Genomic DNA, 16,069 nt, shown 5'->3' on the forward strand with positions numbered 1-16,069 from the left:
CACAGAAATAAACCTAACATTGAAATTAAAACGCATCAGATTTAGCATGTGAATCAATTTGTCCGGCAGGATGCCCTGTAACTCTGCGCTTTGCATTTTTACACATTATAAATGATGTCACGGAAAGATGAAAAATGCGCGTTCTCCCGTATTGACGACGGGGCGTAATGCTGCCAGTGAGAAATATTTAAAAAGGAGCAACCAGAATGTATAACAATGAACCTGGCGCTCAGTCCGATCCAACGTTGGGCTACACTTTTCAAAATGATTTTCTGGCATTAAGCCAGGCGTTTTCACTACCCGAAATAGATTACACCGATATTTCCCAACGCGAACAGTTGGCGGCGGCGATTAAAAGATGGCCACTCCTGGCTGAATTTGCGCAACCACATTCATTAAGGAAGCCATGAATGGCGATTCTGGGACTGCAGGGCGTGCGCGGCGGGGTGGGAACCACATCTCTCACCGCAGCACTCGCCTGGGCGTTACAAATCTTAGGGGAAAATGTCCTGGTGATTGACGCCAGCCCCGATAACCTGCTGCGCATGTCGTTTAACGTCGACTTCGTCCATCAGGGCGGTTGGGCGCGATCGTTGCTGGACGGCCAGGACTGGCGTGATGCCGGATTACGTTATACCTCACAGCTTGATCTACTGCCGTTTGGACAGCTCACCGCGCAAGAGCGGGAAAATCCGCAGGCCTGGCAGGAGACGCTGGGAGAGATCGGATCGGCTATCCAGGCGCTGAAAGCGAGCGGGCGTTATAGCTGGATTTTACTGGACTTGCCCTACGGCGCGTTACCGCTGACACGGCAGCTGGTGAGCCTCTGCGACCATACGCTGGCGATAGCCCAGGTTGACGCTAACTGCCATATTCGCCTTCATCAGCAGGCGTTGCCTGCCGGAGCGTATATTCTGATCAATGACTTACGCATTGGCAGTCAGTTACAGGACGATCTGTACCAGGTCTGGCTGCAAAGCCAGCGCCGGTTGCTGCCCATTGTGATCCATCGCGATGAGGCGATGGCGGAGTGCATGGCGTCGAAACAGCCGTTAGGCGAATATCGCAGCGATTCGTTAGCCGCCGAAGAGGTGTTAACGCTGGCGAACTGGTGCCTGCTGCATGATGCGGGCGACAAAACGTCCGCCGGGAGCCTGCGATGAGCGCCCTTTCCCGGTGGCTGCTTATCCCGCCGGTTAGCGCGCGTTTGAGCGAGCGCTATCAGGGTTACCGCCGCCACGGCGCGTCGCCGTTTAGCGCAGCGCTCGGCTGCCTGTGGACGATTCTGGCGTGGATAGTGTTTCCGCTTGAGCATCCGCGCTGGCAGCGTATTCGCGACGGGCATAAAGCGCTTTATCCGCATATTAACGCCGCCCGCCCGCGCCCGCTGGACCCGGCCCGTTACCTCATTCAGACCCTCTGGCTGGTGATGATCTCGTCGGCTAAAGAACGTCATGAACCGCGCTGGCGGTCATTTGCGCGCCTGAAGGACGTTCGTGGACGTTACCATCAATGGATGGATACCTTACCGGAACGGGTGCGCCAAAAGACAACGCACCTGGAAAAGGAAAAAGAGCTGGGACATCTTAGCAATGGCGCCCGGCGTTTTATTCTGGGCGTTATCGTGACCTTTTCACTGATACTGGCGCTGATCTGTATTACGCAGCCATTTAACCCGCTATCGCAATTTATCTTTCTGCTGTTGCTGTGGGGCGTTGCGCTGTTGGTACGACGTATGCCGGGACGCTTTTCCGCGCTGATGCTCATCGTGCTGTCGCTAACGGTCTCCTGTCGTTATATCTGGTGGCGCTATACCTCGACGCTAAATTGGGACGACCCGGTCAGTCTGGTGTGCGGGCTGATTCTGCTGTTTGCGGAAACCTACGCCTGGATTGTGCTGGTGCTGGGGTACTTCCAGGTGGTGTGGCCGTTAAATCGTCAACCGGTGCCGTTGCCGAAAGAGATGTCGCAGTGGCCGACGGTGGATATTTTTGTACCGACCTATAACGAAGACCTTAACGTGGTCAAAAATACCATTTACGCTTCGCTTGGCATTGACTGGCCGAAGGACAAGCTGAATATCTGGATCCTTGATGACGGCGGGCGCGAATCATTTCGTCAGTTTGCCCGGCATGTTGGCGTGCATTACATTGCCCGCGCTACGCATGAACACGCCAAAGCCGGCAACATCAACAATGCGCTAAAACACGCGAAAGGCGAGTTTGTGGCGATCTTCGATTGCGACCATGTACCGACGCGCTCGTTTCTGCAAATGACAATGGGCTGGTTCCTGAAAGAGAAACAGCTGGCGATGATGCAGACGCCGCATCATTTCTTCTCCCCGGACCCGTTTGAGCGCAACCTGGGACGTTTTCGTAAAACGCCTAACGAAGGCACGCTGTTTTACGGACTGGTACAGGACGGTAACGATATGTGGGACGCCACTTTCTTTTGCGGATCGTGCGCGGTGATTCGCCGTAAGCCGCTGGATGAGATTGGCGGTATCGCCGTTGAGACGGTGACGGAAGATGCGCATACTTCGCTCCGGCTGCACCGGCGAGGTTATACCTCAGCGTATATGCGCATTCCGCAGGCGGCGGGGCTGGCGACGGAAAGCCTGTCGGCGCATATCGGGCAGCGTATTCGTTGGGCGCGGGGTATGGTGCAAATTTTCCGCCTCGATAACCCTCTGTTTGGTAAAGGCTTAAAACTGGCGCAGCGGCTGTGCTACCTCAACGCGATGTTCCATTTCTTGTCCGGCATTCCGCGCCTGATCTTTCTGACCGCGCCGCTGGCTTTTCTGCTGCTGCACGCCTATATCATTTATGCGCCTGCGTTGATGATTGCGCTATTTGTGATACCGCACATGGTCCACGCCAGCCTGACTAACTCGAAGATTCAGGGCAAGTATCGTCACTCTTTCTGGAGTGAAATCTATGAAACGGTACTGGCATGGTATATCGCACCGCCGACTCTGGTCGCGTTGATCAATCCGCACAAAGGGAAATTTAACGTCACGGCGAAAGGCGGGCTGGTGGAAGAGAAGTACGTCGACTGGGTAATCTCGCGTCCGTATATCTTCCTTGTCTTGCTTAACCTGCTCGGCGTGGCGGCGGGCGTATGGCGATACTATTACGGGCCGGAAAATGAAACGCTGACCGTCATCGTTAGCCTGGTGTGGGTCTTCTACAACCTGGTCATTCTCGGCGGCGCGGTTGCGGTTTCGGTAGAGAGTAAACAGGTCAGACGCGCGCATCGGGTCGAAATTGCCATGCCGGGGGCCATCGCCCGCGAAGATGGACATTTGTTCTCCTGTACCGTACATGACTTCTCCGACGGCGGGTTAGGCATCAAGATCAACGGTCAGGCGCAGGTGCTGGAAGGGCAGAAAGTGAATCTGTTGCTTAAACGCGGGCAGCAGGAATATGTCTTTCCAACGCAGGTGGTGCGCGTAACGGGCAATGAGGTCGGACTACAACTGATGCCGCTCACCACCAAACAACATATTGATTTTGTGCAGTGTACCTTCGCGCGCGCCGATACGTGGGCGCTTTGGCAAGATAGCTTCCCGGAAGATAAACCGCTGGAAAGCTTGCTGGATATTCTGAAGCTGGGCTTCCGCGGATATCGCCACCTCGCGGAGTTCGCGCCGCCTTCAGTAAAAGTAATTTTCCGATCGTTGACGGCGTTAATTGCCTGGATTGTATCGTTTATTCCGCGTCGCCCGGAGCGGCAAGCGGCGATACAGCCGTCGGATCGGGTTATGGCTCAGGCTCAACAATGATGATAATGCGATGAAAAGAAAATTGTCCTGGATGTGTGCGGCGGTAATAGGATTAAGCGCGTTTCCTGCTTTCATGACGGCGGCGGCGCCTGCTACGCCGCCATTGATAAATGCTGAACCCACCGAGCCTGCGCCGTCGCCCGCAACTGAGGCGCCCGTCGTGGCGCAGACCGCGCCTTCGCGCGAGGTCAAGCTGACCTTTGCGCAAATCGCGCCGCCGCCGGGCAGTATGGCGCTGCGTGGCGTTAACCCTAACGGCGGCATTGAATTTGGTATGCGCAGCGATGAAGTGGCGTCGAAAGCGGTGCTGAATCTGGAATATACGCCCTCGCCGTCGCTCCTGCCGGTTCAGTCGCAGCTCAAGGTTTATCTCAATGATGAACTGATGGGCGTACTGCCGGTGACAAAAGAGCAGTTGGGGAAAAAGACGCTGGCGCAGGTACCTATCAATCCGCTATTTATCACCGACTTTAACCGGGTGCGGCTGGAGTTTGTCGGCCACTATCGCGACGTGTGTGAAAACCCGGCCAGCAGTACTCTGTGGTTAGACATCGGGCGAAATAGCGCCCTGGATCTGACCTATAACATGCTGCCGGTGAATAACGATCTGTCACACTTCCCGGTGCCGTTTTTCGATCCGCGGGATAACCGTCCGGTGACGTTGCCGATAGTGTTTGCTGACATGCCGGATCTGGCGCAGCAGCAGGCGGCTTCTATTGTCGCGTCCTGGTTTGGCTCGCGGGCGGGCTGGCGCGGTCAGCGCTTCCCGGTGTTGTATAATCACCTGCCGGATCGCAATGCGATCGTGTTCGCCACCAACGATCGACGCCCCGATTTCTTGCGCGATCATCCTGCGGTTAACGCGCCGGTTATCGAGATGATGAGCCATCCGGATAATCCGTATGTGAAGTTGCTGGTTGTGTTTGGTCGAGATGATAAAGACCTGTTGCAGGCGGCAAAAGGTATCGCGCAAGGGAATATTCTCTTCCGTGGTTCCAGCGTGGTGGTCAACGATGTAAAACCGCTGCTGGCGCGCAAACCGTATGATGCGCCGAACTGGGTGCGTACCGATCGCCCGGTCACTTTTGGCGAGCTGAAAACCTATGAAGAGCAGCTCCAGTCGAGTGGGCTGGAGCCGGCGCCCATCAACGTTTCTTTGAATCTGCCGCCGGATCTCTATTTGCTGCGTAGCAACGGTATTGATATGGATCTCAACTACCGTTATACCTCGCCGCCGACCAAAGACAGTTCACGGCTGGATATCAGTCTGAATAACCAGTTCCTGCAAGCCTTTAGCCTTAACAGCACGCAGGAAACTAATCGACTCCTGTTGCGCTTGCCGGTACTTCAGGGACTGCTGGATGGTAAAACGGATGTGTCTATTCCGGCGCTCAAACTGGGGGCGATGAACCAACTACGTTTTGACTTCCGCTACATGAATCCGATGCCGGGCGGGTCGGTGGACAACTGTATTACCTTCCAGCCGGTACCGAATCATGTGGTGATAGGGGATGACTCCACTATCGATTTTTCGAAATATTACCACTTTATCGCGATGCCGGATTTACGCGCGTTCGCCAATGCGGGTTTCCCGTTCAGCCGGATGGCCGACTTGTCTGACACGCTGGCGGTGATGCCGAAGACTCCAACCGAAGCACAAATGGAAACGCTGCTGAATACGGTCGGCGCCATTGGCGGGCAGACCGGTTTCCCGGCAATTAATCTGACCATCACCGATGATAGCGCTCAGATAGCCGACAAAGACGCCGATCTGCTGATTATTGGCGCTATTCCGGGCAAGCTAAAAGACGATAAGCGTATCGATCTGTTGGTACAGGCGACACAAAGCTGGGTAAAAACCCCGATGCGGCAGACCGCTTTCCCGTCGATTATGCCGGATGAGGCCGATCGCGCGGCGGATGCGCAGTCCACCGTCACCGCCAGCGGCCCGATGGCGGCGGTGGTGGGCTTCCAGTCGCCGTTTAACGATCAGCGCAGCGTGATTGCTCTGCTGGCTGACAGCCCGCGCGGTTACCAGCTACTGAACGACGCCGTGAACGACAGCGGTAAACGCGCCGCGATGTTTGGTTCCGTGGCGGTGATCCGCGAGTCCGGCGTTCACAGTCTGCGCGTTGGCGATATCTATTACGTCGGACATCTGCCGTGGTTTGAGCGGCTGTGGTATGCGCTGGCGAATCACCCGGTGCTGCTGGCGGTACTGGCGGCCCTCAGTGTGGTATTACTGGCGTGGGTATTGTGGCGTCTGCTACGTATTCTCAGTCGCCGTCGTCTCGACCCTGACCATGAGTAACGCATGATGACTATGCTGCGCGGGTGGATAACGATGTTCGTCATGCTGACGGCAATAAATGCGCAGGCAGCCTGTAGCTGGCCTGCGTGGGAACAGTTCAAGAAAGATTACATTAGCCAGCAGGGACGCGTTATCGATCCGGGCGATGCGCGAAAAATTACCACCTCCGAAGGGCAGAGCTACGCCATGTTCTTTGCCCTGGCGGCGAACGATCGACCGGCGTTCGCGCAACTGTTTAACTGGACGCAAAACAATCTGGCGCAGGGATCGCTGCGTGAACATCTGCCCGCCTGGCTGTGGGGACAAAAAGATCCCGACACCTGGTCGGTGCTGGACAGCAACTCCGCGTCCGACGGCGATATCTGGATGGCATGGTCGCTGCTGGAGGCCGGTCGCCTGTGGAAAGAGACGCGTTATACCGAGGTGGGCACGGCGTTGCTAAAACGCATCGCCCGCGAAGAGGTCGTGAATGTGCCGGGGCTGGGCTCAATGCTGCTACCTGGCAAAATCGGCTTTGCCGAGGCGAATAGCTGGCGTTTTAACCCAAGCTATCTGCCGCCGCAGTTGGCGCAATACTTTAGCCGTTTTGGCGCGCCGTGGTCGACGCTACGGGAAACCAATTTGCGGCTTTTGCTGGAAACCGCGCCGAAAGGTTTCTCGCCGGACTGGGTGCGTTATGAAAGCAAGCAAGGCTGGCAGTTGAAAGCGGAAAAGACGCTGATCAGTAGCTACGATGCGATTCGCGTCTATTTATGGGCGGGAATGATGCATGATGGCGATCCGCAAAAAGCGCGTTTACTGGCGCGATTTAAACCGATGGCGACGTTAACGATGAAAAACGGCGTTCCACCGGAGAAAGTGGATGTCGTCAGCGGGAATGCGCAAGGGACGGGGCCGGTCGGGTTTTCCGCCGCTTTACTGCCTTTCCTGCAAAATCGCGACGCCCAGGCCGTGCAGCGACAGCGGGTCGCAGACCATTTTCCTGGCAGCGATGCCTATTACAACTATGTGCTGACTCTCTTTGGACAAGGCTGGGATCAGCACCGTTTTCGCTTCACCGTCAAAGGTGAATTATTACCTGACTGGGGCCAGGAATGCGTAAGTTCACGTTAAGTCTCATGCACGCTTTTTTGCCGGCTGGCGGTCGAAATGCCTTACCTGGCAAAAGGGGCGTTTCTCGGGCATTGTTGGGGTTATCGCTTGGTATGGCTCTAACACCGCTTGCCGGCGCAGCGACCTCCGCGCAGCAACAGTTGCTGGAGCAGGTTCGGCTGGGCGAGGCCACGCACCGTGAGGACTTAGTCCGTCAGTCGCTCTATCGCCTGGAGCTGATCGACCCCAATGATCCACAGGTTATCGCTGCCCGTTTCCGCTATTTGTTGCGCCAGGGGGATAGCGACGGGGCGCAGAAGCTACTTGACCGGCTGGCGCAACTGGCGCCGGAGTCGACGGCGTATCAATCTTCCCGCACCGCGATGCTGCTCTCCACGCCGCAAGGACGCCAGTCTTTGCAGGAGGCGCGTTTACTGGCGACGACCGGCCATACTGAACAAGCGATCGCCAGCTACGACAAGTTGTTTAAAGGTTATCCGCCGGAGGGCGAACTGGCGGTCGAATACTGGACGACCGTGGCGAAATTGCCCGCCCGCCGTCACGAAGCGATTAACCAGCTACAGAAAATCAATGCCGTCAGTCCGGGTAATAACGCTCTGCAAAATGCGCTGGCGCAACTGTTGTTCGCCAGCGGGCGGCGCGATGAGGGATTCGCGGTGCTTAAACAGATGGCGAAATCCAGTACGGGACGCAGCGCGGCCTCCGCCATCTGGTACCAGCAGATAAAAGATCTCCCGGTGAGCGACGCCAGCGTAAAAGCGTTGCAAGACTATCTGACGCAGTTTAGCGAAGGCGATAGCGTGTCTGCCGCCCGCGCCCAGCTTAGCGAGCAGCAAAAACAGTTAGCCGATCCGGCGTTCCGCGCGCGCTCGCAGGGCATCGCGGCGGTTAATGCCGGAGAAGGCGGCAACGCCATTGCGCAATTGCAGCAGGCGGTGAGCGCCCGGCAGGACGACAGCGAGGCGGTCGGCGCGCTGGGGCAGGCATACTCACAGCGTGGCGATCGCGCCCGCGCCGTCGCGCAGTTTGAAAAGGCGCTGGCGATGGCGCCGCACAGCAGCAGCCGCGATAAGTGGGAGAGTCTGCTGAAGGTCAATCGCTACTGGCTGTTAATTCAGCAGGGCGACGCGGCCTTAAAAGCGAATAATCTGGCCCAGGCGGAGCGTTTCTATCAGCAGGCGCGAGCGGTGGATAACACCGACAGCTACGCGGTGCTGGGGCTGGGGGATGTGGCGATGGCGCGCAAAGATAATGCCGCCGCCGAACGTTATTATCAGCAGACGCTGCGTATGGATAGCGGTAATACCAATGCTGTACGCGGGCTGGCGAATCTTTATCGCCAGCAGTCGCCGCAAAAAGCCGCCGCGTTTATCGCTTCTCTTTCCGCCAGCCAGCGGCACAGTATCGACGATATCGAACGCAGTCTGGAAAATGACCGTCTGGCGCAGCAGGCGGAAACGCTGGAAAGCGAGGGCAAATGGGCGCAGGCCGCAGAACTGCACCGTCGTCGGCTGGCATTAGATCCGGGGAGCGTGTGGGTGACGTACCGACTGTCACGCGATCTGTGGCAGGCCGGGCAGCACGCTCAGGCCGATGCGCAAATGCGCTCTCTGGCGCAGCAGAAGCCAAACGATCCGGAACAGGTCTATGCTTATGGGCTTTATCTTTCCGGCAGCGATCGGGACCGGGCGGCGCTGGCGCATCTCAATACCCTGCCGACCAGCCAGTGGAACAGCAATATTCAGGAACTGGCGGGCCGATTGCAAAGTAACCAGGTGCTGGAAAGCGCTAACCGCTTGCGCGATAGCGGCAAAGAACGCGAAGCGGAAGCGTTGTTACGTCAGCAGCCGCCCTCTACGCGCATTGCGTTAACGTTGGCGGACTGGGCGCAGCAGCGTGGCGATAATGCGGCGGCCCGCGCCGCTTATGACGCCGTTCTGGCGCGGGAACCGGGTAATGTCGATGCCATGCTGGGGCGGGTGGAAATCGACATCGCACAGGGCGATAACGCTGCGGCGCGCGCTCAGCTGGCGGCGCTGCCTGCGTCGCAAATCACCTCTATTAACATGCAGCGCCGCGTCGCGCTGGCGCAGCTCCAGCTTGGCGATATCACGGCGGCGGCGCGGACCTTCAACCGCATTACGCCGCAGGCAAAAGCACAGCCGCCATCAATGGAAAGCGCGATGGTATTGCGTGACGCCGCCGCTTTTCAGGCGCAAACGGGCGAGCCGCAGCGGGCGTTGGAAACCTACAAAGAGGCAATGGTCGCCGCGGCGATTACGCCGGTTCGTCCCCTGGATAACGATACCTTTACCCGCCTGACGCGCAATGATGAAAAAGATGACTGGCTAAAACGCGGCGTGCGTAGCGATGCGGCGGAGTTGTACCGTCAGCAGGATCTCAATGTCACGTTGGCGCACGATTATTGGGGGTCGAGCGGGACTGGCGGCTACTCCGATCTGAAGGCGCATACCACGATGCTTCAGGTGGATGCGCCCTGGTCGGACGGACGGGCGTTCTTTCGTACTGATATGGTGAATATGGATGTTGGCCGCTTCTCTACGGATGCGGATGGAAAATACGATAATAACTGGGGTACCTGTACGCTGGAGAAATGCAGCGGACATCGTAGCCAGGCCGATACGGGCGCGAGCGTGGCGGTCGGCTGGCAGAATGAGACCTGGCGCTGGGATATCGGCACGACGCCGATGGGCTTTAATGTCGTTGATGTGGTCGGCGGCGTCAGCTATAGCGACGATATCGGGCCGTTGAGTTATACCCTGAACGCGCATCGTCGCCCGATCTCCAGCTCGCTGCTGGCGTTTGGCGGGCAAAAGGACGCCAGCAGCAATACCGGCACCAAATGGGGCGGCGTGCGGGCCAACGGCGGCGGCGTCAGTCTCAGCTATGATAAAGGCGAAGCAAACGGTGTCTGGGCGTCGCTCAGCGGCGACCAGTTGAGCGGTAAAAATGTAGAAGATAACTGGCGCGTGCGCTGGATGACCGGTTATTACTATAAGGTGATTAACGAGAATAACCGCCGCGTTACCGTCGGGCTGAATAACATGATCTGGCATTACGACAAAGATTTGAGCGGTTATTCGCTGGGTCAGGGCGGTTATTATAGCCCGCAGGAATACCTGTCGTTTGCGGTGCCGGTGATGTGGCGGCAGCGTACGGAAAACTGGTCGTGGGAGCTAGGCGGCTCGGTATCCTGGTCGCACTCCCGCACCCGTACCATGCCGCGTTATCCGCTGATGAATTTGATTCCGGCGGATTATCAGGAGGATGCGCGTGACCAGACCAACGGCGGAGGCAGCAGCCAGGGATTTGGCTATACCGCGCGGGCGCTCATTGAACGCCGGGTTACTGCCAACTGGTTTGTGGGTACGGCTGTCGATATTCAGCAGGCGAAAGACTATACCCCCAGTCATCTGCTGCTGTATGTCCGTTATTCCGCGGCGGGCTGGCAGGGGGATATGGATTTACCGCCGCAGCCTCTGGTGCCTTACGCTGACTGGTAATCATTGCGTCAGGCCTACGAATTGACAGGCGTCGTAGGCCTGAGAAGCGCAGCGCCATCAGACGCTATCATTAACCGTTATTCAGAAAAGTCCTTTTCAGATACAGCCTCTCTTAATGCCGCTGCAATCGGGTATACTCAGGCGGCAGTCCGGGATATCCAGGGAGAGTCAATTTGCGCGTCAGCCGCTCGTTAACAATTAAACAGATGGCAATGGTTGCGGCCGTTGTCATGGTGTTTGTTTTTGTCTTTTGCACCGTTTTGTTGTTCCATCTGGTACAGCAGAACCGCTACAACACGGCTACGCAACTGGAAAGCATCGCGCGATCTGTTCGGGAACCTCTTTCTTCCGCGATTTTAAAAGCGGATCTCCCCGGCGCGGAAACCATTCTGGAAAGTATTAAACCTGCGGGCGTGGTGAGTCGCGCCGATGTGGTATTGCCGAATCAGTTCCAGGCGTTGCGTAAGCGCTTCATTCCTGAACGCCCCGTCCCGGTTATGGTGACGCGTCTCTTCGAACTGCCGGTACAAATTTCTTTGCCGGTTTATTCGCTGGAGCGTCCCGCCAATCCGCAACCGCTGGCCTACCTTGTATTGCAGGCGGATTCGTACCGTATGTACAAGTTCGTCATGAGCGCGCTCTCTACGTTAGTGACCATTTACTTACTTTTATCGCTGATCCTGACGGTGGCCATCGCCTGGTGCGTAAACCGCCTGATTGTGCATCCGCTGCGCAAAATCGCCCGCGAGCTGAACGACATTCCGCAGCAGGAGCTGATCGGACATCAGCTGGCGTTGCCGCGTCTGCATCAGGATGATGAAATTGGGATGCTGGTGCGCAGCTATAACCTCAACCAGCAGCTTATGCAGCGTCAACGCGAGGAGCAAACGGACAACGCGATGCGTTTTCCGGTTTCCGAGCTGCCCAATAAAGCCTTTTTAATGGCGCTGCTGGAACAGGTTATCACCCGCCAACAGACCACCGCGCTTATCATCGTGACGTGCGAAACGTTGCGTGACACGGCAGGCGTGCTGCAAGAAACGCAGCGGGAGATTCTATTACTGACGCTGGTTGAGAAGCTGAAGTCGGTGCTGGCGCCGCGCATGGTGCTTACGCAGGTCAGCGGGTATGACTTTGCCATTATCGCTCACGGCGTCAAAGAGCCGTGGCACGCCATCACATTAGGTCAGCAAATACTCACTATCATTAATGAACGACTGCCCATCCAGGGTATTCAACTGCGCCCAAGCTGCAGTATTGGCATTGCGATGTATTATGGCGATCTGACCGCCGAAGAGCTCTATAGCCGCGCCGTCTCCGCCGCGTTTACCGCGCGCCGAAAAGGTAAAAATCAGATCCAGTTCTTTGACCCGACGCAGATGGAGGCCGCTCAACAGCGTCTTACCGAAGAGAGCGATATCCTTACCGCGCTGGATAACCATCAGTTTGCCATTTGGCTGCAGCCGCAGGTCGAGATGCGCAGCGGCAACGTATTAAGCGCCGAAGCCTTATTACGTATGCAGCAGCCGGACGGTAGCTGGGAATTGCCGGAGGGGCTGATTGAGCGCATTGAATCCTGCGGCCTGATGGTCACGGTGGGCCATTGGGTGCTGGAAGAGTCCTGTCGCCAGCTTGCCGCCTGGCAGGAGCGCGGCGTGACATTGCCGCTCTCCGTCAATCTTTCCGCGTTACAGCTCATGCACCCTGGCATGGTGTCGGAGCTGCTGGAATTGTTAAACCGCTATCGTATTCAACCAGGTACGCTGATTCTTGAAGTCACTGAAAGCCGCCGTATCGACGATCCGCACGCTGCCGTCGCTATCTTACGTCCGTTACGTAATGCTGGCGTGCGTATCGCACTGGATGATTTTGGCATGGGTTACGCGGGGCTGCGCCAGTTACAGCATATGAAGTCGCTACCGGTCGATATCCTTAAAATTGATAAAATGTTTGTCGATGGGTTACCGGATGATCACAGTATGGTGACGGCGATTATTCTGATGGCCCACAGTCTTAATTTACAATTGATTGCCGAGGGCGTGGAGAACGAGGCGCAACGCGCGTGGCTGGAACAGGCGGGAGTCAACGTCGCGCAAGGCTTCCTGTTTGCTCGGCCCGTTCCCGCGGATATCTTTGAAGAACGGTATCTGTCGCACGAAAATCCTGATTACAAAAGTTAAAAAAGGTCGCGCTTGTGCGAGCCAGCTCAAACTTTTTAACATTTTTGTTTCAATTATGATCCTGGCGCATTTCTGTCATGTTGTGTGGGTGTTATTTTAAGGCCGCAGGTTACTCATAACCTTACAAGACCTGTGGTTTTTACTTCAAGGACACCCTATGAAAACCTCTCTGTTCAAAAGTCTTTATTTTCAGGTCCTGACAGCAATCGCCATTGGTATTCTCCTTGGCCATTACTATCCTGAACTGGGCGCACAAATGAAACCGCTTGGCGACGCGTTCGTTAAGCTCATTAAGATGATCATCGCTCCTGTCATTTTCTGTACTGTCGTGACGGGCATCGCAGGCATGGAAAGCATGAAAGCGGTGGGCCGTACCGGCGCGGTCGCGCTGCTTTACTTTGAAATTGTCAGTACGATTGCGCTGATTATCGGTCTTATCATCGTCAACGTTGTGCAACCTGGCGCCGGGATGAACGTCGATCCGGCAACGCTGGATGCGCAGGCGGTGGCCGTTTATGCCGCACAAGCCAAGGAGCAGGGCATTATTGCCTTCCTGATGGATGTCATACCGGGCAGCGTGATCGGCGCGTTTGCCAGCGGCAACATTCTGCAGGTCTTACTGTTTGCGGTGTTGTTTGGTTTTGCGCTGCACCGTTTGGGCAGCAAAGGCCAGCTCATTTTCAATGTGATTGAGAGTTTTTCGCAGGTCATTTTCGGCATCATCAATATGATCATGCGCCTGGCGCCGATTGGCGCATTCGGCGCGATGGCCTTCACCATCGGTAAATACGGCGTCGGTTCTCTGGTGCAACTGGGGCAGCTCATTATCTGCTTCTATATCACCTGTATTCTCTTCGTGGTGGTGGTGCTGGGGACGATTGCACGGGTAACGGGCTTTAGCATTTTTAAATTTATTCGCTATATCCGGGAAGAATTACTCATTGTGCTCGGCACCTCCTCTTCCGAGTCAGCGTTGCCGCGTATGCTCGATAAGATGGAAAAACTGGGGTGCCGTAAGTCGGTGGTGGGGCTGGTGATCCCGACGGGGTATTCGTTCAACCTCGATGGCACCTCTATCTACCTGACGATGGCGGCGGTGTTTATCGCCCAGGCGACCAACAGCCATATGGATATCTTCCACCAGATAACGCTGCTGGTCGTGCTGCTGCTCTCGTCAAAAGGCGCCGCGGGCGTGACCGGAAGCGGCTTTATCGTGCTGGCGGCCACTATCTCCGCCGTGGGCCATTTACCGGTTGCGGGACTGGCGTTAATCCTTGGTATCGACCGCTTTATGTCCGAAGCGCGCGCGCTGACTAACCTGGTGGGTAACGGCGTGGCGACGGTGGTGGTTGCTAAATGGGTGAAAGAGTTAGATCACCAAAAGCTGGACGATGTGCTTAATAATCGTGCGCCGGATGGCAAAACGCACGAAATTTCCTCCTAATCTCGCCACTTATGCCCGTAGTCCCTTCCAGGACTGCGGGTGTTTGCGCATAATTGACCCCTGCGCCCAAAGCATACAGCATGATGCTTAGGGATTATTTCACTTCTTCCGTGACATTTTTAGGTTCTCGCGGTCTAACACGAAGTGTTTTTACGTCATATTCAGGCATCCCTGCCGGGGCTGTCTTTTTATTACCAGGATTGTTGATCAGGGGTTCACATGCAGGGCACAAAAATTCGACTCTTAGCGGGCAGTCTGTTGATGTTGGCCTCTGCCGGCTATGTGCAGGCAGATGCGCTCCAGCCCGATCCGGCATGGCAACAGGGGACGCTGGCTAATGGGTTACAGTGGCAAGTGTTGGCTACGCCTCAGCGCCCCAGCGATCGTATTGAAGTTCGTCTCCAGGTTAATACCGGTTCGCTCACCGAAAGTACGCAACAGAGCGGGTTCAGCCATGCGATTCCCCGTATCGCGCTGACGCAAAGCGGTGGTCTGGATGCCGCACAGGCACGTTCTTTATGGCAGCAAGGGTTTGATCCGAAACGTCCCATGCCGCCCGTTATTGTTTCTTATGATTCCACGCTCTATAACCTCAGTTTACCCAATAACCGTAACGATCTGCTGAAAGAAGCGCTGACCTATCTGGCTAACGTCTCCGGTAAATTAACCATTACGCCAGAGACGGTGAATCATGCGTTAAGCAGCGAAGATATGGTTGCGACGTGGCCAGCAGATACTAAAGAGGGCTGGTGGCGTTATCGGCTGAAAGGGTCGGCGTTATTGGGGCACGATCCCGCGGAACCGTTAAAGCAGCCGGTAGACGCAGCCAAAATTCAGGCTTTCTATGAAAAATGGTACACCCCGGATGCCATGACGCTGATTGTTGTCGGCAACATTGATGCGCGCTCCGTCGCCGAGCAGATCAATAAAACGTTCGGTACGCTGAAAGGTAAACGCGAAACGCCCGCCCCGGTGCCGACGCTTTCGCCGCTGCGGGCGGAATCAGTGAGCATTATGACCGATGCGGTGCGCCAGGATCGTCTCTCCATTATGTGGGATACGCCGTGGCAACCGATTCGCGAATCGGCGGCGCTGTTGCGCTACTGGCAGGCGGATCTGGCGCGCGAAGCGCTGTTCTGGCATATCCAGCAAGAGCTTACTAAAAATAACGCGAAAGATATTGGTCTGGGGTTTGACTGCCGGGTTCTGTTCCTGCGCGCGCAGTGCGCCATCAACATTGAATCACCTAATGATAAGCTCAATACCAATTTGAGCCTGGTGGCGAATGAACTGGCGAAAGTACGCGATAAAGGTTTGTCGGAAGAGGAGTTTACTGCGCTGGTGGCGCAGAAAAATCTCGAATTGCAAAAGCTGTTCGCGACCTACGCGCGTACCGATACTGACATTTTGACTGGACAGCGTATGCGCTCGCTGCAGAATCAGGTGGTGGATATCGCGCCGGAGCAGTATCAGAAGCTGCGTCAGAATTTCCTCAACAGCCTGACCGTCGATATGCTCAATCAGAATCTACGTCAGCAGCTATCGCAGGAGATGGCATTAATTTTGCTGCAACCGCAAGGCGAGCCGGAATTTAATATGAAGGCGTTAAAGGCGACGTGGGATGAAATCATGGTTCCGGCAACTGCCGCCGCTGTTGAAGCCGATGAGGCGCATCCGGAAGTGACGGAGACACCGGCGGCACAGTAAGCTGCC

9 protein-coding genes are annotated in these 16,069 nt (G+C 56.1%); all 9 read left to right on the plus strand.

The genetic code is table 11. The features are described 5' to 3' along the window. The first annotated feature begins 206 nt into the window (after positions 1-206). The 9 genes from bcsR to HV477_RS12260 all read left to right on the plus strand — a co-directional run bounded on the left by bcsR (position 207) and on the right by HV477_RS12260 (position 16,063). Positions 207-410 (plus strand): cellulose biosynthesis protein BcsR, encoded by a 204-nt coding sequence (bcsR, locus tag HV477_RS12220; protein ID WP_000282616.1) that lies wholly within the window; start codon positions 207-209, stop codon positions 408-410. Next, entirely contained in the window at positions 411-1,163 is a 753-nt protein-coding gene (bcsQ, locus tag HV477_RS12225; protein ID WP_023204142.1) for a cellulose biosynthesis protein BcsQ, read from the plus strand. Then, positions 1,160-3,784 (plus strand): UDP-forming cellulose synthase catalytic subunit, encoded by a 2,625-nt coding sequence (gene bcsA / locus HV477_RS12230; protein ID WP_001728751.1) that lies wholly within the window; start codon positions 1,160-1,162, stop codon positions 3,782-3,784. The genes bcsQ and bcsA overlap by 4 nt, the downstream gene beginning before the upstream one ends. Before the next feature lie 10 nt (positions 3,785-3,794). Further along, on the plus strand, positions 3,795-6,095 hold the full coding sequence (gene bcsB / locus HV477_RS12235) for a cellulose biosynthesis cyclic di-GMP-binding regulatory protein BcsB (RefSeq protein ID WP_079898878.1): 2,301 nt from the start codon (positions 3,795-3,797) through the stop codon (positions 6,093-6,095). Positions 6,096-6,098: 3 nt separating this feature from the next. Continuing rightward, the gene (bcsZ, locus tag HV477_RS12240; RefSeq protein WP_017465356.1) at positions 6,099-7,208 is read left to right on the plus strand and encodes a cellulose synthase complex periplasmic endoglucanase BcsZ; all 1,110 of its coding nucleotides are present in this window, start codon (positions 6,099-6,101) and stop codon (positions 7,206-7,208) included. After that, complete coding sequence (bcsC, locus tag HV477_RS12245; RefSeq protein WP_131535276.1) at positions 7,190-10,732, plus strand: cellulose synthase complex outer membrane protein BcsC; 3,543 nt, start codon at positions 7,190-7,192, stop codon at positions 10,730-10,732. Before bcsZ ends, bcsC begins: the two co-directional genes overlap by 19 nt. A 173-nt stretch (positions 10,733-10,905) precedes the next feature. Further along, positions 10,906-12,912 carry a biofilm formation regulator HmsP gene (hmsP, locus tag HV477_RS12250; protein ID WP_079898876.1) on the plus strand — a complete coding sequence of 669 codons (2,007 nt, stop codon included), beginning with the start codon at positions 10,906-10,908 and terminating at the stop codon, positions 12,910-12,912. Between the two features lie 157 nt (positions 12,913-13,069). Next, a complete protein-coding gene (gene dctA / locus HV477_RS12255) occupies positions 13,070-14,356 on the plus strand; it encodes a C4-dicarboxylate transporter DctC (protein ID WP_000858228.1) in 1,287 nt (428 codons plus the stop codon). Between the two features lie 219 nt (positions 14,357-14,575). Continuing rightward, positions 14,576-16,063, plus strand: coding sequence for a pitrilysin family protein (locus HV477_RS12260; RefSeq protein WP_001163181.1), 1,488 nt, complete (start codon positions 14,576-14,578; stop codon positions 16,061-16,063). The last annotated feature ends 6 nt before the right edge of the window (positions 16,064-16,069 follow it).

The organism is Salmonella sp. SG203, assembly GCF_013350575.1.
GTDB classification, from domain to species: domain Bacteria; phylum Pseudomonadota; class Gammaproteobacteria; order Enterobacterales; family Enterobacteriaceae; genus Salmonella; species Salmonella enterica.

Coding starts and splice junctions, on each gene's coding strand:
- dctA (WP_000858228.1), top strand. CDS start 13,070: ATGAAAACCTCTCTGTTCAAAAGTCTTTATTTTCAGGTCCTGACAGCA.
- bcsC (WP_131535276.1), top strand. CDS start 7,190: ATGCGTAAGTTCACGTTAAGTCTCATGCACGCTTTTTTGCCGGCTGGC.
- bcsR (WP_000282616.1), top strand. CDS start 207: ATGTATAACAATGAACCTGGCGCTCAGTCCGATCCAACGTTGGGCTAC.
- bcsA (WP_001728751.1), top strand. CDS start 1,160: ATGAGCGCCCTTTCCCGGTGGCTGCTTATCCCGCCGGTTAGCGCGCGT.
- bcsQ (WP_023204142.1), top strand. CDS start 411: ATGGCGATTCTGGGACTGCAGGGCGTGCGCGGCGGGGTGGGAACCACA.
- HV477_RS12260 (WP_001163181.1), top strand. CDS start 14,576: ATGCAGGGCACAAAAATTCGACTCTTAGCGGGCAGTCTGTTGATGTTG.
- bcsB (WP_079898878.1), top strand. CDS start 3,795: ATGAAAAGAAAATTGTCCTGGATGTGTGCGGCGGTAATAGGATTAAGC.
- bcsZ (WP_017465356.1), top strand. CDS start 6,099: ATGATGACTATGCTGCGCGGGTGGATAACGATGTTCGTCATGCTGACG.